The organism is Microbacterium sp. Bi128, from assembly GCF_918698205.1.
On the sequence record NZ_CAKKMM010000006.1, the window covers coordinates 1 to 21,807 of the forward strand.

The 21,807-nt window shown below is 71.8% G+C and carries 13 protein-coding genes; 1 reads left to right on the forward strand and 12 read right to left on the reverse strand.

Going from position 1 to position 21,807, the window contains the following annotated elements:
- From LQV45_RS01165 to LQV45_RS01210, 10 genes are all read right to left on the reverse strand, one after another.
- The coding region (locus tag LQV45_RS01165; protein ID WP_230005355.1) for a hypothetical protein at positions 1 to 535 on the reverse strand (535 nt) is incomplete at its 3' end.
- Positions 532 to 2,043, reverse strand: a complete 1,512-nt coding sequence (locus tag LQV45_RS01170) for a DUF5684 domain-containing protein (protein WP_230005356.1) — start codon at positions 2,041 to 2,043, stop codon at positions 532 to 534. The genes LQV45_RS01165 and LQV45_RS01170, both read right to left, overlap by 4 nt.
- The gene (locus LQV45_RS01175) at positions 2,040 to 4,535 is read right to left on the reverse strand and encodes a transglutaminase domain-containing protein (protein ID WP_230005357.1); all 2,496 of its coding nucleotides are present in this window, start codon (positions 4,533 to 4,535) and stop codon (positions 2,040 to 2,042) included. The genes LQV45_RS01170 and LQV45_RS01175 overlap by 4 nt, the downstream gene beginning before the upstream one ends.
- The gene (locus LQV45_RS01180; RefSeq protein ID WP_230005358.1) at positions 4,532 to 5,908 is read right to left on the reverse strand and encodes a DUF58 domain-containing protein; all 1,377 of its coding nucleotides are present in this window, start codon (positions 5,906 to 5,908) and stop codon (positions 4,532 to 4,534) included. The genes LQV45_RS01175 and LQV45_RS01180 overlap by 4 nt, the downstream gene beginning before the upstream one ends.
- Before the next feature lie 43 nt (positions 5,909 to 5,951).
- Positions 5,952 to 6,917, reverse strand: a complete 966-nt coding sequence (locus LQV45_RS01185; RefSeq protein WP_230005359.1) for a MoxR family ATPase — start codon at positions 6,915 to 6,917, stop codon at positions 5,952 to 5,954.
- A 28-nt stretch (positions 6,918 to 6,945) separates the two neighbouring features.
- Positions 6,946 to 12,909 (reverse strand): Ig-like domain-containing protein, encoded by a 5,964-nt coding sequence (locus LQV45_RS01190; protein ID WP_230005360.1) that lies wholly within the window; start codon positions 12,907 to 12,909, stop codon positions 6,946 to 6,948.
- Positions 12,906 to 14,042 carry a serine/threonine-protein kinase gene (locus LQV45_RS01195; protein ID WP_230005361.1) on the reverse strand — a complete coding sequence of 379 codons (1,137 nt, stop codon included), beginning with the start codon at positions 14,040 to 14,042 and terminating at the stop codon, positions 12,906 to 12,908. Before LQV45_RS01195 ends, LQV45_RS01190 begins: the two co-directional genes overlap by 4 nt.
- A 98-nt stretch (positions 14,043 to 14,140) precedes the next feature.
- Positions 14,141 to 14,803, reverse strand: coding sequence for a spermidine/putrescine ABC transporter substrate-binding protein (locus LQV45_RS01200; RefSeq protein ID WP_230005362.1), 663 nt, complete (start codon positions 14,801 to 14,803; stop codon positions 14,141 to 14,143).
- Positions 14,804 to 14,857: 54 nt separating this feature from the next.
- A complete protein-coding gene (locus tag LQV45_RS01205) occupies positions 14,858 to 15,340 on the reverse strand; it encodes a hypothetical protein (protein WP_230005363.1) in 483 nt (160 codons plus the stop codon).
- 11 nt (positions 15,341 to 15,351) lie between these two features.
- Complete coding sequence (locus tag LQV45_RS01210; protein ID WP_230005364.1) at positions 15,352 to 16,410, reverse strand: ABC transporter; 1,059 nt, start codon at positions 16,408 to 16,410, stop codon at positions 15,352 to 15,354.
- A 126-nt stretch (positions 16,411 to 16,536) separates the two neighbouring features.
- Here LQV45_RS01210 and LQV45_RS01215 point away from each other — a divergent pair, with 126 nt between their 5' ends.
- On the forward strand, positions 16,537 to 17,130 hold the full coding sequence (locus tag LQV45_RS01215) for a hypothetical protein (protein ID WP_230005365.1): 594 nt from the start codon (positions 16,537 to 16,539) through the stop codon (positions 17,128 to 17,130).
- 10 nt (positions 17,131 to 17,140) lie between these two features.
- On the opposite strand, the gene LQV45_RS01220 is transcribed toward LQV45_RS01215, so the two are convergent.
- Together LQV45_RS01220 and rpoC are read right to left on the reverse strand one after the other, a co-directional pair.
- Positions 17,141 to 17,740: a hypothetical protein gene (locus LQV45_RS01220; protein ID WP_230005366.1), complete on the reverse strand. Its 600-nt coding sequence runs from the start codon at positions 17,738 to 17,740 to the stop codon at positions 17,141 to 17,143.
- Positions 17,741 to 17,911: 171 nt separating this feature from the next.
- Positions 17,912 to 21,787 carry a DNA-directed RNA polymerase subunit beta' gene (gene rpoC / locus LQV45_RS01225; protein WP_138175660.1) on the reverse strand — a complete coding sequence of 1,292 codons (3,876 nt, stop codon included), beginning with the start codon at positions 21,785 to 21,787 and terminating at the stop codon, positions 17,912 to 17,914.
- Positions 21,788 to 21,807: the final 20 nt, after the last annotated feature.

Below are 21,807 nucleotides of genomic sequence, written 5' to 3' on the forward strand. Positions count from 1 at the left end.
GGATGCGTGCGTCACGGGGACGCGGGACGGGGTCGGCCGACGGCAGCGCGTCGGTGGTGACGCGCTCGCGCGAGCGCGAACGGCGCGTTCCGGCAGCGGTGTCGCCCGTGGGCGCGTCCGACGGCGGTTCGGGCTCGGGCGAAGTGGCCGCGCCACGGCGACGACGGCCAATGGCCGTGGTCTCCTCGAGAGCCGGGGGCGGATCGTCCCGGGGCGTGGCCTCACGAGAGCCTCGGATCGTGTCGTCGAACGATTCGTCCGGCGTCGCCGCGGCAGCGCCCTCACCACCGCGGGCTCGGGCCGTCTCGTCGGACGGCTCGTCGCGGACGATGCGCACGGTGGCATCCGACGGCTCCTCCCGCCCGACCCGGACGGTGTCTTCGGCCCGCGCCGACCGCAGGGAGACAGCGGTGTCCTCGTCGATCTCATCGCCGTCGTCCACGGCCGGGTCCGGCCGAGCGGGCCACGGGCGCAGACGGCCAGCCCACAGCGTGATGTCGTCGGGATCGTCGGGGACGTCGTAGGGGCCGCTCACGGCTCCCTCCGCGTCAGGCGCACCTCCGCGTCGCCGAGGAAGAACCGCTCCCCCGCCTCGATCTCCTCACCGGGAGGCGCCTCGACCTCGGTCCCCATCAACGTCGCGAACAGCACGCCATTGGTCGAGTCGAGATCGGTGACGTACCACGTCTCTCCCCGCAGCTGCAGTCGAGCGTGCGTCTTGGACACCGTGCGGGTGTCGTCGACGATCGCCACGAGCTGGGCGTCGGGGTGCGCGGCATCCGGGGCCGGGCGACGACCCAGGATGACGACGTCCGACGTCAGGTCGACCGGGGTGCCGGCCGGCGGCACGAGCGCCCACGGGATACGGCGGCGGCGAGTGACGATGGTGCGGTCCAGCGCATCGAAGTCGGCGTCATCCGGCTCGGCGGGGAACTCCGGCTGCGTGTACAGCGCGGACACGGAGGTTCGCGCGGACCGCGGCGCACCGGCCTGTGGGGCATCGGACACCGCCGACACGGCCTCGGACAGTTCGGGGAACTCCTCCCCCGGACCCTCGTCGTCGCGGCGGGGAACGGACGAGACGGGGGCTTCCGCCGGTGCGGGGCGTGTCAGCGGCACCTCGGGCTCGGGCTCGGGCTGGGGCACCTCGGGCTCGAGCGGGACGTCCGACGCGACCGAGCCCCCGCGCGCGGGGAAGGCCGGTGTGAGGGGAGCCGCATTCCAGCCAGCGCTCTCGGATTCCTCGCCGCGGGCGGGGGCTTCGCGGAGCGCTGGTGCCGGCGTCGCGACCGGCGTGGTCGGTGCGCGCAGGGCGGCGAGCGCCTCCGCCACCGAGTCGTGGACGTCGGCCGAGGTCTCGGGCCGCTCCGACCCGGAACGCTGCTCACCCGCGTCGTCTCCGCGGTGCGGGAACTCCGCTGCGGCGGGCGGGGCCCAGTCGGACGGAGAGGGCACGGCATCGGACAGGGAGCCCGACGGAGCGGCGAACGGCAACAGCACCGGCTCGGACATCGGTTCGGCGGCGACGTCGTCGACCATGCCGCCATCACCGGCCGGACGCGCGGGCTCCGGCGTCCAGCCGCCGACGAGGGGCACGTAGGGACCGGCGAAGTCCTGACCGCGGCGCACCGGAGCCGAGTTCTCATCGACTCCGCCGACGCGGCGGACACCCGAGGACGCCTCCTGCCAGCGTGCGGCGCCGAAGCCGAGGACACTGGCCCAGACCACCGGGATGAGCGCCCCGAGCACCGTCATGCCCGCGCCGCGATCGAATCCGAGGTTGATGCGGTGGACGGCGACGATGAACACGACCACGAACGCGGTGGTGCCGAACAAGGGGATGAGGTTCAGCAGCACCAGCCACGGGGAGAACCCGCCGACCTTCAGGACGGTCGCCCCGTTGACCACGGGGACCCACGCCTTCCAGGTCGCCTCACCGGTCTTGGTGAACAGTGCGGCCAGAGCCAGCGCGTACCAGACGTACACGATCACGAACAGGAGCAGCGTCAGCGCCCCGAGGATCACACCCGTGGAATCGTTCATGTCGTCTCGCGCCGGCCGGCGGGCGGGCGCGTCCCCCTCTCGTCGCGGTGCGGCGGCCGTCGGCGCGTGGGGCGCGGGGCGAAGAACCGCAGGAACGATCTCAACGATACGGCCGCGCACACGCGACGCCACCACCCGTGGCGACGCGTCAGCAGGCGGCGGTCCTCGTCGACGATCCGCCAGAACTCGGATGCCTCGTCCGCGGTGACCGTTCGAGACGAGAACACCGCGCGATCGGCGTCGTCCGCCAACCTCACCCCCGACGGGGTGTCGAGGGAGGTGGCGAGCTCGCGCCGGGTCGAGGACGGGGGCAGGGAGCGGCCGGCATCCAGCCCGGCGTCGACATACTCGTCCCACCCTCCGGCGATCGAGACGCGCGGATCGGGGTCGCGCCGACGGCCGCGGCGGCGTGCCGCCTTGGCCACCACGATCGCGAGGAACGGACCGAAGAACACCAGGACGACCAGGAGCGAGATCGCCGCGACCCGGAGGATCGGCCATAACCATGCGAGGTCGAGCCCGTCGTCGGTCGCGTCGTCGTCGGTGAGGGCGTTGTCTTCCTGCACCGGATCGGGCGGGACGACCTCGTCGACGGTGTCGGGGCGGACCTCGGTGACGTTCTCGGGATCGCGCTGCTGCGTCACCTCGAGGCTCGGCGACAGCTCCCACTGCGGGGTCGCGTCGATCGCCGCCCAGCGACCGTCGTCGCCCTGCACCTCGGTCCACGCACTGAGATCGCGCGCACGGCACTCCCCCGCATCGCACGTGGCGACACCCGGGTCGCTCGCGCTCAGCCGGGTGCCCACCACGACGCGGGCCGGGAAGCCGAGCTCGTGCGCGATGAGCGCGGCGGCGACGGCGAACTGCTCGTCGTCGCCCACGGCCGCGACGTAGTTGCCCGAGGTCTGCCCGCGCGGGTCGTCCTCGCGTTCGAGCAGGCGCTGGAACATCACGTCGATGCGCGCGAGGGAGTGCCCCGAGGCGCTCGGCTGCAGCTGGTAGCCGGGAAGGTCGGCCGTCCACGTCGGGGCCGGCGCACCCGCCGCGGGGGCCAGGCCGTGGCTCAGGTAGCCGCGCTCGCGCAGGAGACGGACGAGGGAGACGAGGTCCGCCCCCGAGGATCCGGTGGCGTGTTCCTCGACCCAGCGTCGGAGGTTCTCGCCGCCCGCGCGACCGCCGTCCACACCGGGGGCGACGAGGGTCGCGGGATCGTCGTCGGCGGACTCGACGGCCGACAGGCGGTAGCGGTCGCCCGAGCGGAGTCCACCGTCGGCGATCTGGACGCCGGCCTGGGCGTCGGCGCTGTAGTAGAACCGATCGGCGAGGACGTTCTGCCGATCGCCCTCGAACGTCGCCGAGACGAGACGGCCGGCGGTCGGCATCCAGATGCCACCGAGATCCGCGATCTCGACATCGGCCTCCACGTCCCGGCCGTCGCCCGCCGGCAGGCTCGCGGGAAGCCGCACGAACGACCCCTGGCGGGAGCCGGAGGAGCGGAAGACCTCGCCGTCGTAGACGTCGAGCGTCGCCACGCGGATGCGCTCGGGAGCCGTGCCCGTCGACGAGACGCGGAACAGCACGTCGTCGTCCCGCGCGTCGGAGAACATCGACCGGTACTCGGAGAGCGGGCTCACCGCCTCGGCGATCTGCCGTTCGGGACCCGCCGCCGACCGCAGCACCCGGCGGTCGGCGTCCCTCACGGCCCACGGCACGACCGCGACGGCGGCCACCACGGCCACGACGAGCATGCCAGCGCCCAGGGCCACGCGGCGCCGGCCGGTGGGCGAGCGACGCCGAGGCAGGCTCACCGCCCCGCTCTCGCTCGCCCGGCGCAGCGCCCGGAGGCGCTCGTCGCGCGTGCGCCACGCCAACCACAGCACGGCCGAGAGGACCGCGCCGACCCCGACCGCGGTTTCGACCGGCGCCGCGAACGTGATCGGCCCGACCGTCAGCGGAGCGCTCGTGGACGTGCGACCGAAGAACAGGCCGAACCCGGTCATCGCCAGACCGCTCACCACCGCCGCCGGCGCCCAGCGATCGCCGCGCAGCGCGAGCGTCAGTGTCACCGCCGTACCGACGAGGAAGACGACGAGCGCGGGGATCAGCAGATTGCGGTAGTCCCCCACGGGGAGGTCGACGGTGACGAGGTCCTTCCAGGCCAGCGCGACGCCCGAGAACGCCTCGCCCAGGCCGCGCAGGAACTCCAGCGGGCTCCCCAGACGCGAGGGCACCGCGAGCGGCACGGCCAGAACGGCGAACGCACTGGCCACGAGCGCGGCGGTCACCCCTCCTCCCCAACGGCGCCACGTGCTCACGGCGACGATGCCCGCCGAGGCCACGACCGCCGCGGCCACGAGCAGCACGAAGGCAGGAGAGGCGTACACCGGCCACGCGGCGACCGCGGCGAGCGCCGCGGACACGGCGGTGTACAGCCCACCCGCGACGACGCGCGAGAGGCGAGCCGGGTCTGTCGCCCGGGACGGCGCGCTCACGAGGTCGCTCCGCGCACGAGCAGACCGGACAAGTCGTCGAGGGTGCCGATGGTCAGGACGGTCAGCCCGGCGACGCTCTGCATGCGCGGGTGCGCGCGCTCGTCGCACACCACCGCCGCGACCGCCGTGTCGGCCGGGAACGCCAGCGCCGCCTGGCGCAGCCGGGTGAGCGAGACGGCCGATCCGACCACCACGAAAGCGATCGAGAGCCGTTCGTTGGCCTCGGATGCCAAGCGGCAGACGTCTTCGACGGCCATCGTGTTCTCGTGGCGCTCGAGGGCGCTGAAACCGTCGAGCAGAGCGCGCGGCGCGACGGTCGGGACGTGCCGGATCGCGCGCAGGCGTCCTTTCACGACGCGCGGGATCTCGGAGCCGGTCACGATGTCGATGTCGCGGGCATCGCGCACGGCGCGCAGGCCGAGCGAGGCGGCGGCCGAGACCGCCAGCTCGTACTCGTCGGCATCCGCGTACTCCTGCGTCGCGGCGGCCAGGACGACGGCCATCCGCGAGCGGCGGGATTCCTCGTACTGGCGCACCATGAGGCGCCCGGTCTTCGCCGTGGACTTCCAGTGCACCTGGCGCCGGGAGTCTCCGGGGACGTACTCGCGGATCGCGTGGAAGGACATGTCGGCATCCACGAGGCGCCGCGTGGCGCTGCCCTCGAGGTCGCGCACGAGTCCCGCGCTCGTGGACGGCAGGCCCACCGTGCGGGGGTGCACGAACAGGTCGTGCACGTCGTCGAACGCGTGCTCTCGCCGCAGCAGACCCACCGGGTCGCTGCGGACCGTCGTGACCGGTCCGATGCGCACGACACCGCGCGGGAGCGGCGGGATCTCCAGCGGTTCGGTCACCCCGTGGCCCGGTCGCAGCAGCGGGACCGCGAACTCCACGAGCCCGCGCCCCACCGGGATGTCCAGACGTCCGGGGAGGGCCGGGCGCCCGCTGTCGTTGCGCACGGTGATCTCTCCCGTGACGCCGGTGCCGGCGACGACCCGCTCGTGCGTGAGCGTCAAGTCGACGTCGTACGCCCGCGCGCCGAAGAGGAAGGGGACGCTCATGACCAGCAGCAGCAGAGCCACCGCGCCCGCGACGACCCACTCCACCCACCCGAAGACGAGACCGAGGGCGAGGCCCGCAGTCGCGGCGACCGCCACGACCGCCCCCGCCGGCCGCACCGTGCGTCCCGCCCACCGCACCGCGGCGTCGACCGCGTCCACGACCACGCGCCACATCTCGGCGGCGCGCACCGCCGCGCGCACGAGCCGACGGGTGCGCCGCGTCGACGTCGAGGTGACCGATGTGCGCGACCCCGTGCCGACGGTCGCCGCGGAGGTCCGCGTCAGTCGCGACTCGGTGAGGTTCACGTCGGGCATGGCGTCACCCGTCGCGAGCGGAGGAGCGGGGGGACTCGCACGTTCAGGCGCTCTCGCGCTGCGTCGGCGGGACGGTGTCGAGCAGGACCTGGCCCACGACGGCCTCCTGCGTCACCCCGTCGAACTCCGCCTCGGGATGCAGGATGAGCCGGTGCGACAGGACGGCGACGGCGAGCGCCTTCACATCGTCGGGCGTCGCGTACGTGCGGCCCTGCGCGGCCGCGCGCGCCCGGGTCGCCCGGGTCAGGGCGAGCGCGCCGCGGATGCTGACGCCCAAGCGCACCTCGTCGGCCGAGCGGGTGGCATCCACCAGTCGGGCGATGTAGTCGAGCACCAGGGCGTCGACGTAGACGGAGGCGGCGAGATCGGCCATGCCCACGAGGGCCTGCGGCGTGATGATCGGACGCAGGTCCGCGGTGGAGACGGCCGCGCCGTCGAGGATGCGCACGGTGGCCGCGTGGTCGGGGTAGCCGAGGGAGGTGCGCAGGAGGAAGCGGTCGAGCTGCGCTTCGGGCAACCGGTAGGTGCCGGCCTGCTCGACCGGGTTCTGCGTCGCCAGGACGAGGAAGGGCACGCCGACCTCGCGCGAGACGCCGTCGATCGTGACCCGGCCCTCTTCCATGACTTCGAGGAGCGCCGACTGGGTCTTGGGGCTCGCGCGATTGATCTCGTCGGCGAGGACGATGTTCGCGAAGATCGGCCCGGCGTGGAACTCGAACGTGCCGGTCTTCTGGTCGTACACCGTGATGCCGGTGATGTCGCCGGGGAGCAGATCGGGCGTGAACTGGATGCGCGTGTTCGTGCCCTGCACCGATTGAGCGATCGCGCGAGCGAGCGAGGTCTTCCCCGTGCCCGGGACATCCTCGAGCAGGACGTGGCCGTCGCTGAGCATCGCCGTGAGCACGAGCTCGACCACGTGGCGCTTGCCGAGCACGGCGCGCTCGACGTTGTCGGCGATCTGCGCGAACGTCTGGGCGTACCAGGTCGCCTGCTCCTGGGTGATCGTCATGGCAGTACGTCTCTCTCGGTGAGGGGGATCAGGGTTCGGGATCGGCTTCGGGCGTGCCGGGCTGGCAGGCCGCCTGGGTCTCGAGGACGGCGGAGTCGAGGCCCCAGCCGCGCGCGGACCAGTCGACCGTGACGCGGACGTTCGTGACCTTGGTCGCTCCGGCGGGGACCAGGTCGGAGCCCTCGGCGGGGGTGAGCACGGCGCCGTTCTTGTCGGTGTAGCGGAGCACGGAACGGTCGAGCGTCAGCGTCGCCTGGTCGTTGCTCGCGCTCGAGGACACCTGGAGGCGCTCTCCGGCGGCACAGGATGCCACTCGCGTGCTCGCCTGCACCTGGTACGGCGCGCTACCCGAGGCCGGCGCGACCCGCCCGGTCTCGGACGTGGTGCCCCAGAAGCGGTGCTGGAAGTAGACGCCGATGTTCGGGTCGGAGCCGAAGACCGATGACCGGCCGCCGTCGAAGTTCGTGTACTTCGGGTCGTTGAACCGTGGCGGCTCGGTCCCCGTCTGGATGCCGGAGATGCGCCACCGCGCGACCGGGCGACCGTCCTCGGTGCCGACGTCGGCCTTCGCCCCGACGCGGAACGTGTAGCCGCGCGGGGCGGCGGTGTCCTGCGCGACGCGGTACTCCTGCGTCGTGCTCTTCGTGCCGTAGGACGTCCCGTCGAAGCGGGACTCGACGCAGAACGTGAACGTGTACGCGACGCCGTCCTCTTTACCGGAGAACTCCCGTTGGGGCCCGCCGTCGCCGACGCGGCAACTCGTGCCTTCGACGATGCCGTAGCGGAGCTGCGAGTCCGTGCCGTTGGCCCGAGCCGTCCCTTCGACCGTCACGGTGGAGACGCCGTCGCCGCTCGAGCGCGAAGTGATCGTCATGACCGGGTCGAGCGGAGCGCCCACGCCGTGCGCCGAGAACACCAGCGCACCGCCCTGGGCCGAACCGCCGAGGCCCGCGGGGATCTCGAAGCGCGAGGTCGGGGTGACGGTGATCTCGGTGCGGGCGTTGCTGCCGACCCGGAAACCGTCGACGCGGACATCGTTCTGGTTGCGGCCGACGCTGACGGTACGGGTCTCGCCCGCGGCGCTGCGGATCTCGAGCTGACCCGTCTCGGCGGACTCGACGCCGCGGATCACGAGGTCGGCGACGTTGCCCTCGCCGTCGCCGGTCACGGCGGGGGTGAAGCCCGCCGATTCCGGCCGCGCGGGCGGGTCGTACGCCCAGGCGGTGGTGCGCACCGACCCGCGGGACTCGCCGACGGAGTTCACGGCGGTGACGACGTACTCGCGCTGTTCGCCGTTGGGAGCGCTGATCGAGGGACACGCGCCGTCGGGACCGCACTGCGCGACGACGTCGCCGCGCGAGCGGACGGTGAACCCGGCGATCGCCGGGTAGGCACGGCGGGCCTCACCCGGGTCGATGCGGAGCGTGAGCGAGCCGTCGGCGTAGGCCGTCTGCCGCACGCTCGCCGGAGCGCGAGGGAAGCCCTGGAGGTCGAGCACGACGCGCGCGTCGCGGGAGCCCGCGGTCGACCGCCCCTGGGCGTCGCGCAGGGTGACGCTGGCCGCGCACGTGGCACCCGGGGCGTCGGCGGTCCAGGACGCCCGCACGCTCGCGTTCGAGGCGACCTCGAAGCCCACGCCCGTGCACGCACTCGTCGGGCGCACGTCCACGACCTCGAGCGGGGTGCGCGGGAGGGGGTTGACCTCGCCGGGGAGGCCGACGGCATCGATGGTGCAACTGGAGCCCGAGGCCTGCGAGCACTGCAACGTCGTGGTTCCGCCCTGCGGAAGCGTGGAGGGGGCCGCGCCGACGCGCAGCAGCAAGCGGGCCGGGGCGACCGCTCGATGGCTCGTCACCGAGAGGATCGCCGCGTTCTCGCCGCCGGGGACGGCGCGGTCCGCGCCGGTGACCGTCACCACCGAGCCGTCGAGGGTCACCGACGAGAACGCCGATCCGGAGTAGTCGAGGGCATAGCGGATACCCGCCCAGTCCTCACGCCCCAGCTGCCAGGTCGTCATGTTGCGCAGGTCGAAGGTCGCCGTCTCGCCCGGGCCGACGGTCAGCGAGCCGGGGCGCAGCTCGGGCTGAGGCTCGCGGGCGACGATCCCGACGGGTACCGACAGCAGCGTCCACTCCTCGGTCCCCGCGACGCGCACCGGCACTTGGCAGGCATCGGTCCAGGGGGACCCCGTGCCGGCGTCGTACCGCACGACCGTCCCGTTCACGGTGCAGCGCCCCTCGGCGCGCACCCCGGTCGTCGTGACCTCGGGCCCCACCTCGAGCGTGGCGCGGCGCGGGACGGCGACGAGGGATGCCATGTCGAACTCGACCGAAGCGAGTTCGTCGACGCGCTGGGCCGAGCCCGGGCGCAGGGCGAGCGTCAGATCGTCGTCGCCGGGCACACGGACGAAGGCGTACGTCGTGACGTCTTCTCCTCCCACGGTGCCCGACACGACGAAGGGGATGATCCGCCGCGTCGCGGGGAGCTCGCCCGACATCCGCCGACCGTCCAGGCTCACCCCGGCGGGCTCGCCCCACAGCGAGACGCGCAGATCCGCGACATCGCCGCCCGACCAGGTGGCCCGCCCGTCGAGGACGTCGACCCCGGAGACGAACTGATCGCGGTCTTCGAGGGTGAGCACCGTGTCGGTGACCACCGGGAAGTCGGGGACGCTCTCGCGCACCACCTTCACCACGATGAGTCCGCGGCCGGTGTTGCCGGAATCGGACTCGACGTCGTACAGGAAGGACATCGTCGCCGGAGCCTCGCCGGCACGCAGGACCACTCCCGTCTCGGTCGTCGTCTCGATCATGGACTCCAGGCGCGCGTACTCGGGGTTGTCGCTGCCGTCGACGAGCGTGCGGGGGAGATCGGGGCGCACCGCGGTGAGCGAGAGGCGTCCCTGAGTGGGATCGATGTCGTTGGCGAGCGGGCTGACCCGGATACGGCTGTCGGGTCCGGCCTGCACCTGCACGTAGTCCGTGAACGTGATGGGGCTCGGGTTGGCCTCGGCATCCAGGACTCCGATGCGCACCGTGCCTTCGCCCGTCGCGCCGGAGGAATCGGCCACGCGGTAGCGGAACGACACCTGACCGCGATCGCCCGGCACCGAGGAGTACACGAGGGAGGCCCCGTCGGCCGAGATCGAAGCGGTCCCGCGGTCGGGCTGGGTCACGATGCGGTCGAGCACGACCGCATCCCCGTCGGGGTCGACGCCGAAGCCGCGGAAGGGGATCGTGGTCTGGCCTCCGCTGAGCACGCGCCCCTGCAGCGTGTCGGGCACCGGGGCGCGATTGGCCTCGGAGCCGAGCACGGTGACGTGCACCGTGGCCTCGTCCCACAGGGAGGGCGTGCCGGTCGTGTACACGCGGTAGGTGACCTCGTAGCTGCCCGGGACCGTGGGCGCCAGGTAGCGCAAGACACCGCCCGACGCGAAGGCGAGGCCGTCACTGGCGGGGGCGGCCTGGACCGTGGCGGGGTCGAGGGTGGGACGTCCACCGGCCGGGGACACGTCGTTGTCGAGCACCGGGATGTCGACCTGCACACCGGCGCGCACGGTGACCGTGTCATCGACCGCGATCGGAGCGATCTCGGGGGCGGGCGGAAGAAGGTACACCGTGGCCTCGCCGTCGACACGGGAGCCCTCGTCGTCGGTGCCGTCGCTGACGGTGTACGCCACCGTTCCGAGGAGCCCCGCCCCGCCCTCGGCGGTGCTTCCCGAGACGCGGAGGTCGTTCTGTCCCACGGTGTCGACGGTGAGCGCGGCGCCGTCCTCGGCGGTGGCGACGACGTCGCTCAGCAGCAGGACCCGTCCGGTGGGGTTGGACACCGCGGCGAACACATCCAGCGTCGCGTCCTCTTGCGGGCGGACGAACGCCACGACGGGCGCGGTCGACAGCTGGGCCGGGGCATCAGCCGGGAGGAGCGTGATGCGGGCCGTGCCCGTGGCGGTGCGCCCGGCTCCCGCGACCGTGAAGTCGACCCGGTAGACGCCGGGCTGCGCGGCCGTGAAGTCGAAGGTCGTCGTGCCGCCGACGATCGTGGCCGACGCCGCGGCGTCGTCGAGGACACGCACGGACCCGATCGTGACGTCCCCGGCGGTGCCCGTCACGTGCGGGCCCACATCGACGGTGAGCGCCGAGCCGGCCGTGTCGACGACGGCGAAGGACTGCACCGAGAGCGCCGGATCCGGAGCGACCCGGATCAGCAGCGGCTTGGTCGTCGTCGCCCCCGCGGTGTCGGCGACGGTGACGTCGATCTGGACGGTCTGCTCCCCGCCCGATCCGTCGTCGGAGTGCTGGTAGACGACCTCGCCGGCGGGGGTGGATGCCACGCTGCCGACGCCGCCGGGGTTGTCGACCGACAGCAGCAGCAGAGGGTCGCCGTCGGGATCGACCCAACCGGGGAGAACGGGCACGGTGATCGTGCCGCCGCGCGCCACTTCGGGCGTGGGCCACGGCTGGAGGCACTTCTCGACGCCGCACCACACCGGGGCGGCGTTGGACTCGGTGGGCGAGACGGTCAGGGTCACCGTCGTCGGGGCCGAGGTGAGCCCGTCGGCCGCGGTCCCGTCGGTCACGGAGTACGAGAAGGTCGCCGTGCCCGTCGCTCCGGGCGCGACGCGGACGGCGAGGCGCTGGCCGTCGTCGGTCACCGAGAGGCTGCCGAAGCCGGGATCCAGGCCCGTGACGCTCTCGCCCACGATGCTCAGGACGTCCTCGTTGGGGTCGTGGTCGTTCAGCAGAACCGGCAGGGTCACCAGCCGCCCCGCGCGCACGCCGAAACCGTCGGGCTCGGCGATCGGCGGCTTGGGGTCCAGCACCACGCTGAGCTGCTCATCGCTCTGCACGGCGGCCTCTTCGGTGCGGTCGTCGAGGGTCCAGCTCTGGCTCGAGGCCACGAGCGCACCGTCGGGCACCGTCCACACCCAGCCCGTCCGCGTCTCGTTCAGGATGACGGCGTGATCGGTCGCGACGAACATCGGCCGACGCTGATCGGGCATCGTGGCCCCGGCGTAGTCGAGGGCCGTCTCGCCGGCATCCGATCGCCACAGCGTGCCGCGGGCGTCGCCGGGCAGGAGCCACGCCGCATAAGCGACGCCGCCGTGGGCGAGCGGCTTGGCCGGCTGCCCCAGCACGGTGCCGCCGGCGCCCACTTCGCGTCGCGGCTCACCGCCGTCGACGGGAACGCTCCACAGGGACTGCTCGTCGGCCAGATACACGACGCGGGCGCGGGAGTCGGGGTCGCCCACGACGAGTTGCTCCGCCGTGTCGAGGTCGACCGGGTCCTGACCGCGCACCCACACGCGCCCCGCATCGGCGTCGACGAGCACCCACTGGTCTCCCGCCGCCGTGAGCACCGGTGCGGCCGCGTCGATGTCGAGCGCGTCGCGCCCCTTCAGCTCGTCGGCCTCGATGTCGTACCGGATCACGGAGCCGTCGGCCGAGGAGTAGGCGAAGAGCATCCCGCGATCGTCGACGGCCACGGCATCCGCGGTGTAGGTGCGGGCGTCGTCATCGCCCGCCGTCCCGAACGGATCGAGCTCGGAGACCGACTGCCCCGCACGGCTGAGGCGGCTGGCGAAGACCGCCCCCGTGTCGGTGCGGTAGACGACGTAGTCGCCGGCCGTCACGACCGAGGTCGTACCCGCGGGCGTCTCGGGGGCGGACTCGAGCTGTTCCTCCTGCAGATCGACCGGCTGCGCCTCGTCGATGCGGGTGAGCTTGCTGTAGCTGTCGGTGAAGAGATAGGCGCCGTCGGGGCCCTGGGCGACCTCGCTCGGATTGCCCGCCGTGCGCACCGTGTCGAGCTCACCCACCGTGGTGTTCACGCGCGCGTAGCGCTGACCTTCCCCGGTCTGCAGCGCCCACACGGACGTGTCGACTTCGGGGGTCTCCTGCGCATCCAGCCCGGGCCAGACGATGCTCGCCGTGATCACGAGCGCCGCGGCACCGAGCGTCGCCGCCAGCCCCGCGAGGGTGCGACGTTTCATCGGAGCACCCCGGTGGCCAGGAGCGCGGCCACGACGACCGCGGTCGCGGCGACCAGCGTGGCCGCCGCGAGCGCCCACGGCAGGAAGCGATGTGCGGGACGCGTCGGGGCCGAGATGTCGGTGTCCTCGTCCCGGGCCAGACCCGCGACGCCGGAAGAGCCGCGGAGCTTGCGCACCCCCTCGCGCTCGATGCGCGAGCGTGCGGGGCCTCGGAGCGTGCCGTCGGCGAAGTCGACCGCGCGCGCGGTCGGCGCCCACTCGGCCGCGGGAACCTCGAGGGGAGTCGCGGGGAGCCCGAGCTCGGACTGCACCTTCTGCAACGCCTCGCCGAGCTCGCGGGCGCTCGCGAACCGGTCCGCGGGACTGCGCGACATGGCCCGCGCGAGCACGGCCTGCAGCGACGGCGGCACGTCGGTGCGGGAGATCTCGGTGTACGAGGCGCGGGCGATGCGGCGACGCAGCTGCTCGCGGGAGTTCTGTCCGCGTTCGCGGCGCTCGAACGGGCTGTGGCCGGCCAGCAGCGAGTACACCGTCGCCCCGAGACTCCACACTTCGCTGGACACGGTCCCGGCGGTCTGCTCGGCGATGACCTCGGGCGCGCTCCACGGCACGCTCATCGCGAGCATCTCGTCCGCCCCCTGCCGCACCAGCGACGACGAGATGCCGAAGTCCGCCAGCACGGGAGCCCCGAACGTCGTCACGAGGATGTTGCTCGGCTTCACGTCACGGTGTACGAGCCCGGCGTGGTGGGCCGACTCGAGCGCGCCCGACATGCGCACGCCGATCGACAACACCTCGGCGACCGGCATCCGCTCGACCCGGTAGCGCTGCGCGAGCGAGCCGGGGCAGTACTCCATCACGATGTACGGCCGACCGTCGGCAGAGATCCCGGCCTGGTAGACGGTGACGATCGAGGGGTGCGCCGAGAGGTGGGCGAGCACATCGGCCTCGGCGTTGAACATGCGCAGCAGATCCGCGTCGCGGACGTCGCTCGGGAGAACCTTCACGGCCACGTCGCGGCGCGGCATGTCTTGCCCGTAGAGGAACACGTCGGCGAAGCCGCCGGACCCGAGCGGACGGATGTACGCCAGCCCCGGGAGGATCGGGGGTGACGAGGGCAGGCGCTGCGGCATCGTGCACCTCCCCGGAACCGGTGTCCGCAACCGAACGGGCGGACAACCCGGCAATGCTAACAAAGCCCCGAACCGGTGGGCCGGGGCCGTCCACAGGCTCAGGATGCCAGCGGCCCCGGGTCGCGCGGATCGAACGGGGCGTCCAACGACCGTGACAGGTCGTCGAGCATGGCGGCCACTTGGGGCTCGACGTATTCGGCGACGGCGGCCTGGATGCGGAGCCGATGGTGCAGCAGCACCGCGCACACCTCGCGCCCGATCATGTTGGCGTAGTCGTCGGCGAGGCCGACCTCTTGCCGCAGCGCCGCCTTCGCGGCATCCGACAGCGGCGGCAGAGCGGGGATCGCGGCGTCTTCTTCGGCCGCCAGACCCGTGAGCGTGAAGAGGAACGGGGCGCCCGGCTCGGGCTCGGGGTCCAGCGGCATGCCCTCGAACTCGGGCTCCAGTCCCTCGGCCGGGCGATACGAGCGGCGCCGGTTGCGGGCGGCCTGCTGCTCGAGCTCGGTCTGCAGCATCGGGAGGTTGCGCGAGGTGTACTCCGCCACCGCGTGGTCGACGATCGTCTTCACGCGGGTCGACAGCCCGTGCTGCACCCCGTGCGGCACGTCGGAGCCGAGACCGGCCGCCGAGAGCACCGGCGAACCGAAGCACCGGCGACACGGGGCGATCCGTCCGCGATGGTTCGCGGGCTCCCAGCGGGGCAGCCAAGCGAGCCAGGCGTCCACCGCCTGGCCGACCTGGGTCTCGAACGACCGCTCCACGCCCCTACGCTAGCCCGACACCGGGGGCTGCGGGCGGATGCCACGGCCCGACCATCAGCGATCTTCCTCGTCGCGCTCCCAGCGCCACCGCGGCCCCTCGCCGCGGCTGCGCACCAGCAGCACGCCGAAGACCCCGGCGAGCAGTCCCGCCAGCGCGATCACGGCTCCGGGCCAGCCCAGCGCCACCGTGCCCGCGGCGGCGAGGCCGCGGGCGACGTCGCCTCCGGTCACCGCCGCTCCCAGCGCGATCCCGAGGACTTCGCCGACGTACGCCGCGATCGCGCACGGCACCGCCGTGAGGAAGCCGGGCGGCACCGCCCGCAGTCCCCACAGGAGCACACCGGCGAATCCCGCGAGGGCCAGCAGCATGCCGGCCACCCCGGGAAGCGGACCGAGGCCACGGACGGGGATGACGTCGGCGTCGAACAGGAGGCTCGCGACGCCGAGACCACCGATCGCCAGGGCCAGGAAGCTCACCGTCGCGAAAACGACCGCGACCGGCGGGGTCACCCCCGCCGGTCGCGGCGTATCCGTCATGGCATCCGGTCTCAGCGCTGAGCGAGCTGAGGACCGGCCTCGAGCGTGCGCTCGTACTCGCGCTGCGCCTCGTCGTTGATCTCGGTGACGCGGCGACCGCGCTTGGCCACCCACGACCCGAACCAGATGGTGAGCTCGCGACCGAGGACGAACGCCACGATCGCAAGGGGGGCGAGGACGCTCTCCTGCAGCAGGTCGACACCCTGGCGCGCGGTGAGCAGCCAGAACGGTGCCGCGAACAGCGCACCCAGGAGGTAGCCACCCCACGAGATGACGCCGACCAGCAGACCCCAGACCACCCAGTGACCCCAACCACCGCGGTTGATGATCGCACCGAGGAACCAGAAGCCCACGAAGAACGCCACGGTCGGCACCCACAGCGTGAAGGTCGTCAGCGCTGCGAGGGCGGCGTCGAGGAGGCCGTCCGTTTGGATCGTGCCGAGGAGCAGCCCCAACCCGAGCGTGGCAGCGAGGTAGAGGACGGCGAACACCAGGGTCGCGAGGAGTCCGATGGCCCCGGCGGCACCACGGTTACCCCGGGGGCGCGGAGCCTCGGGCGCCTGGACGAAGATCGGCTGCGCGGCACCGACCGGGTACGTCGCGTCGGTATCCGGACCGGGAGCAGCGGAGGTCGCCGTGGCGGCACCGGCAGCAGCTGCCGCAGCGGGCAGCGCGGCGTCGGCACCGCGGTCGTCGTGCGCCGAGGGAGCGGCGGTGTGCGCCGCGGTGGCGGACTCCGGCTCGGCCGACGCGGCGTAGGCGGCCCACCGGGCATCCTCGTCGTCGAGGTCGACGGAGCGGTCCGGAACGGGCGCGGAGACGGCGGTCTGGCTGCGCGGCTCCACCGGGGAAGCGTCGTGCACCGTGGTCGCGGGAGCGGCGGAAGCCGCGGTGGCGGAGTCCGGACCGGACTCGCCCTCGGCCGTCACCGGGGCAGGCGCCTCGGGGTCGACCGCGTCGCGACGGGCAGCCTCAGCGTCGGCGAGCCCCTCGTGGGCACGTCCGACGACGTCGTGCGCCTCGTCCTTGGGCTCGTCGACGGGGTCACCGTACGACTGGGGGTCGCTCATCGGGGTCTCCTCACGCGCGCAGATATCGTGCTGCGTCAGGCTAACCCGCGCGGGCCCTCGCACCGCGGAGGCGTGCCGTCGTGTGTCGGTCTCGACCGTGTCGGCGGCTCCGTTTAGGGTGGCTGCATGCCCGGTCGATCGTCGTCAGCGGCCCTCGCCGCAGTCATCGCGATCGCCGCCGCCCTCACGCTCGGCGCGTGCGCGCCCGAGCAGAGCGGCGACCCGGCGCCGACGGCACCATCCCCGATCGAGTCGCGCACTCCCGGGGGCACCCCGATCCCCACGATCACGCCCACTGCCGTGGCGGCATCCATTCCCACCGATTGCCGCGCCCTGCTGTCGCCCGACGTGCTCGCGCAGCTCGGCTCGGTGCCCCTCAACGACCCGGCGGTCGGCCCGTCCGGGGCGCAACCCGACGGCTCGCTCATCTGCACCTGGCGTGACCCCGCCGCCGACACCACCGGACTCGTCACCCGCATCACGCGCATGGACCGCGGTCCCGCGCTGGACATGCTCAACGACCTCGTCACGACGCAGGGGTTCAGCTGCTACACGCCCGACGAGGGCACCCGCTGCGAGAAGACCTGGATCAACGACACCTATCCGGTCAACGACGGCCGCACGCTCTTCTGGCGCGACGACGTGCTCATCGACACGCAGTACTCGAACCTCGCGCCCACGGGCTACACCGCGAGCATCATCGCGTCGATCTTCGGCTGAGGCCGCCGGGTCACTCGCCGAAGGCGCGGGATGCCACGACTTCGGCGTACCCGTCCGGCATCCAGCCCGAGAAGGTCGACGAGACCCAGCGGTCGCCGCGCAGGTCGTGCACCTCGACCACACCGCCGGCCTCGCGCTGGCAGTGGACCGTGTCGCCCGCGGTGTCGCACGCGAAGCCCTGCTCGCTCAGCGTCGCCGTCACGGCGGCCGCGCCCTCGTCCGACACGATGGCCACGCTGGACTCGAGCCACCGGCCTCCGTCCCCGCGCCAATGGCAGGTGACGACCGGCGTCGCCGCGGCAGCGGCCACCGCCTCGGGAGTCGACAGCGCCGCGGTTCGGCGCTGGTTCAGCAGGGCCTCGGGCGACCACACCAGCGCCGACCACATCGGCTGCGTATACAGGTCACGGCAGGTCTCGGCCGGGCCCGGCACGCGTGGCGCGTCGGTGTAGGGCGGCGTCGTCGACCCGGTCCGCAGCGTGTCGCCGACGAAGGTCACGGCCCCCGGAACACCCGGCGCGGCCAGCACGAGGAGCGCGGCCACGACGGCAGCGCACACGACGCCCGCCGGCCAGGCGATCCAGGCGCTGCGTCCACCGACTCGTGCCATCCGTTCCTCCCCGACCACGGTAGGCGACCCGCACCGCGAGTCCCGCACCTCGACACGCCGCGGAGCGCACACGTGACCCACCCGAAACCCGCCGGGAACGACGAAGGTCCCCGGCGCGAGCCGGGGACCTTCGGGGATCAGGATGCCGCACCGGGGTGCGGCATCCTTCGATCAGTTGTACGTACCGGGCGTGAAGTCGTCCGTCGAGAAGCTGTCGAAGTCGACGTAGCTCAGGTCGGCGTCGCTGTACGCGCCGTCCGAGGCGAAGATGCGGTTGGGGTACCGCTCGCTCTTGGCCTCTTCCGTCGCCTCGACCGTGACGTTGCGGTACTTCGCAAGTCCCGTTCCGGCGGGGATGAGCTTTCCGATGATGACGTTCTCCTTGAGGCCGACCAGCGGGTCGCTCTTGCCCTCCATGGCCGCCTGCGTCAGGACGCGGGTGGTCTCCTGGAAGGACGCGGCCGACAGCCACGACTCGGTCGCCAGCGACGCCTTGGTGATACCCATCAGCTCGGGACGACCCGACGCGGGGCGCTTGCCCTCGCCGACCGTCTCGCGGTTGATGTTCTGGTAGCGCTTGAAGTCCACCAGCTCACCGGGCAGCAGGTCGGTGTCGCCGTGGTCGACGACGGTGACCTTGCGCAGCATCTGGCGCACGATGACCTCGATGTGCTTGTCGTGGATCGGCACACCCTGCGAGCGGTACACGCCCTGGACGCCGTTCACGAGGTACTTCTGCACCTCGCGGGCACCCTGCACGCGCATGACCTCCTTGGGGTCGAGCGTTCCGACCTGGAGGGGCTCGCCGACCTTGACGTGCTGACCGTCCTCGACGAGGAGGGTCGCACGCTTGAGGACCGGGTAGACCACGGGCTCGTCGCCGTTGTCGGGCGTGAGGATGACCTTCTTGGCCTTCTCGGTCTCGTCGATCGTGATGCGGCCATCGGCCTCGGCGATCGGCGAGGCACCCTTGGGGGTACGCGCCTCGAACAGCTCCTGCACACGGGGCAGACCCTGCGTGATGTCGTCGGCCGAGGCCGAACCACCGGTGTGGAAGGTACGCATCGTCAGCTGCGTTCCGGGCTCACCGATCGACTGGGCCGCGATGATGCCGACGGCCTCGCCGATGTCGACGATCTTGCCGGTCGCGAGCGAACGGCCGTAGCACTTCGCGCAGACACCGACGGCCGAGTCGCACGTGAGGACGGAGCGGACCTTGATGGTCTCGACCCCACCGGCGACCAGCTTGTCGATGAGCACGTCGCCCACGTCGTCGCCGGCCTCGGCCAGCACCGTACCCTGCGCGTCGACGACCGCCGTGGCGAGCGTACGAGCGAACACCGAGTTCTCGACGTTGGCGTCCTTGACGAGCGTGCCGCTCGAGTCGACCGCCGCGATCGGGAGCTCGAGGCCCTTCGACGTGCCGCAGTCCTCTTCGCGGATGATGACGTCCTGCGAGACGTCGACGAGACGACGCGTCAGGTAGCCCGAGTCGGCCGTACGGAGGGCCGTGTCGGCCAGACCCTTACGGGCACCGTGCGTGGCGATGAAGTACTCCGCCACCGACAGACCCTCGCGGTACGAGGAGATGATCGGACGCGGGATGATCTCACCCTTGGGGTTGTTCACCAGGCCTCGCATACCCGCGATGTTGCGGATCTGCAGCCAGTTACCACGCGCACCCGACGAGACCATGCGGTTGATGGTGTTGTCGGCCGGGAAGTTGTCGCGCATCGCCTTCTGGACGGCATCCGTAGCCTCGGTCCAGATCTTGATGAGCTCCTGGCGACGCTCGGCGTCGGTGGTCAGACCCTTCTCGTACTGCGCCTGGACCTTCGCGGCCTGCTTCTCGTAGCCCGCGACGATCTCGCCCTTGTTCGGGGGCGTGAGGATGTCGCTCAGCGCGACCGTCACACCCGAACGCGTGGCCCAGTAGAAACCGGCGTCCTTGATGCGGTCCAGCGAAGCGGCGACCTCGACCTTGGGGTACTCCTCGGCGAGCTTGTTGACGATCTGCGACAGCTTGCCCTTGTCGGCCTGCTCGCGGACGAACGGGTAGCCCTTGGGGAGCGTGTCGTTGAAGATCGCCTGGCCGAGCGAGGCATCCACGAGACCGTGACGGTCGTAGCCCTCGGGCGCCTGGCCCTCGAGGAACGTCAGTCCGGGGATGCGGATGCGCGCCTTGGCCTGCAGGTCGAGGGTGCCCTCGTCCTTGGCCAGGATCGCCTCGCCGACCGAACCGAACGCGCGACCCTCGCCCACGGCACCCTCCTTGAGGGTGGTGAGGTGGTGGAGGCCGATGATCATGTCCTGCGAGGGCAGGGTCACCGGGCGGCCGTCCGACGGCTTCAGGATGTTGTTCGACGCGAGCATCAGCACGCGGGCCTCGGCCTGAGCCTCGACCGACAGCGGCAGGTGGACGGCCATCTGGTCACCGTCGAAGTCGGCGTTGAACGCCGCGCAGACGAGCGGGTGCAGCTGGATCGCCTTGCCCTCGACGAGCTGGGGCTCGAACGCCTGGATGCCGAGACGGTGCAGGGTGGGTGCACGGTTCAGCAGCACGGGACGCTCGCGGATGATCTCTTCCAGCACGTCCCAGACCTCGGGACGGTAGCGCTCGACGGCGCGCTTGGCAGCCTTGATGTTCTGCGAGTGACCGAGGTCGATCAGACGCTTGATCACGAACGGCTTGAACAGCTCGAGCGCCATCTGCTTGGGCAGACCGCACTGGTGCAGCTTCAGCTGGGGTCCGACGATGATGACCGAACGACCCGAGTAGTCGACGCGCTTTCCGAGCAGGTTCTGACGGAAACGACCCTGCTTTCCCTTGAGCATGTCGCTCAGGGACTTCAGCGCGCGGTTACCGGTACCGGTGACGGGGCGACCACGGCGGCCGTTGTCGAACAGGGCGTCGACGGCCTCCTGCAGCATGCGCTTCTCGTTGTTGACGATGATCTCGGGGGCACCGAGGTCGATCAGGCGACGGAGGCGGTTGTTGCGGTTGATCACGCGACGGTAGAGGTCGTTCAGGTCGGAGGTGGCGAAACGGCCACCGTCGAGCTGGACCATCGGGCGCAGCTCCGGCGGGATGACCGGAACCACGTCGAGCACCATCGAGGCCGGCGACATGCCGGTCTGCAGGAACGAGTTGACGACCTTCAGACGCTTGATCGCGCGGATCTTGCGCTGGCCCTTGCCCTCGGAGATCTGCAGGTGGAGGCTGTCGGCCTCGGCCTGCAGATCGAAGATCTCCAGGCGACGCTTGATCGACTCCGCACCCATGTGGGCCTCGAAGTACTGACCGAAACGGTCCTGCAGCTCGTGGAAGACGTCGTCTTCGGGCTTCAGGGCACCGACCTCGAGCGTGCGGAAGTCCTCCCACACGCGCTCGAGCTTGGCGATCTGCTCGTCCGCGTTCTTGCGGATCGAGGTCATGTCCTTCTCGGCGGCGTCCTTGACCTTCTTCTTCTGGTCGGCCTTGGCACCCTCGGCCTCGAGAGCCGCGAGCTCCTCCTCCAGCTTCGCCAGACGAGCGGCGATGCGCGAGTCGCGCCGGTCGCCGAGCGTCTTCAGCTCGAGACGGATGTTGTTCTCCTGCGTCGCCAGGTCGCGGTGACGAGCATCCTCGTCGACCGAGATGACCATGTAGGCGGCGAAGTAGATGACCTTCTCGAGGTCCTTCGGCGCCATGTCCAGCAGGTAGCCGAGGCGCGAGGGCACGCCCTTGAAATACCAGATGTGGGTGACGGGCGCGGCGAGCTCGATGTGGCCCATGCGCTCACGGCGGACCGAGGACTTGGTGACCTCGACGCCGCAGCGCTCGCAGACGATGCCCTTGAAGCGGACGCGCTTGTACTTGCCGCACGCGCACTCCCAGTCGCGGGAGGGCCCGAAGATCTGCTCGCCGAACAGACCGTCCTTCTCGGGCTTCAGGGTGCGGTAGTTGATGGTTTCGGGCTTCTTGACCTCACCGAACGACCAACGACGGATGTCGTCGGCGGTGGCCAGGCCGATACGAAGCTGATCGAAAGTGGTTGATTCGAGCACTGGTTCTCCTGTGTCGGAAT

What these genes read in the sequence shown, in the direction of transcription:
- LQV45_RS01170 (WP_230005356.1), bottom strand. Translation starts at nt 2,043, where the DNA reads ATGAACGATTCCACGGGTGTGATCCTCGGGGCGCTGACGCTGCTCCTG.
- LQV45_RS01180 (WP_230005358.1), bottom strand. Translation starts at nt 5,908, where the DNA reads ATGCCCGACGTGAACCTCACCGAGTCGCGACTGACGCGGACCTCCGCG.
- LQV45_RS01185 (WP_230005359.1), bottom strand. Translation starts at nt 6,917, where the DNA reads ATGACGATCACCCAGGAGCAGGCGACCTGGTACGCCCAGACGTTCGCG.
- LQV45_RS01190 (WP_230005360.1), bottom strand. Translation starts at nt 12,909, where the DNA reads ATGAAACGTCGCACCCTCGCGGGGCTGGCGGCGACGCTCGGTGCCGCG.
- LQV45_RS01195 (WP_230005361.1), bottom strand. Translation starts at nt 14,042, where the DNA reads ATGCCGCAGCGCCTGCCCTCGTCACCCCCGATCCTCCCGGGGCTGGCG.
- LQV45_RS01205 (WP_230005363.1), bottom strand. Translation starts at nt 15,340, where the DNA reads ATGACGGATACGCCGCGACCGGCGGGGGTGACCCCGCCGGTCGCGGTC.
- LQV45_RS01210 (WP_230005364.1), bottom strand. Translation starts at nt 16,410, where the DNA reads ATGAGCGACCCCCAGTCGTACGGTGACCCCGTCGACGAGCCCAAGGAC.
- LQV45_RS01215 (WP_230005365.1), top strand. Translation starts at nt 16,537, where the DNA reads ATGCCCGGTCGATCGTCGTCAGCGGCCCTCGCCGCAGTCATCGCGATC.
- LQV45_RS01220 (WP_230005366.1), bottom strand. Translation starts at nt 17,740, where the DNA reads ATGGCACGAGTCGGTGGACGCAGCGCCTGGATCGCCTGGCCGGCGGGC.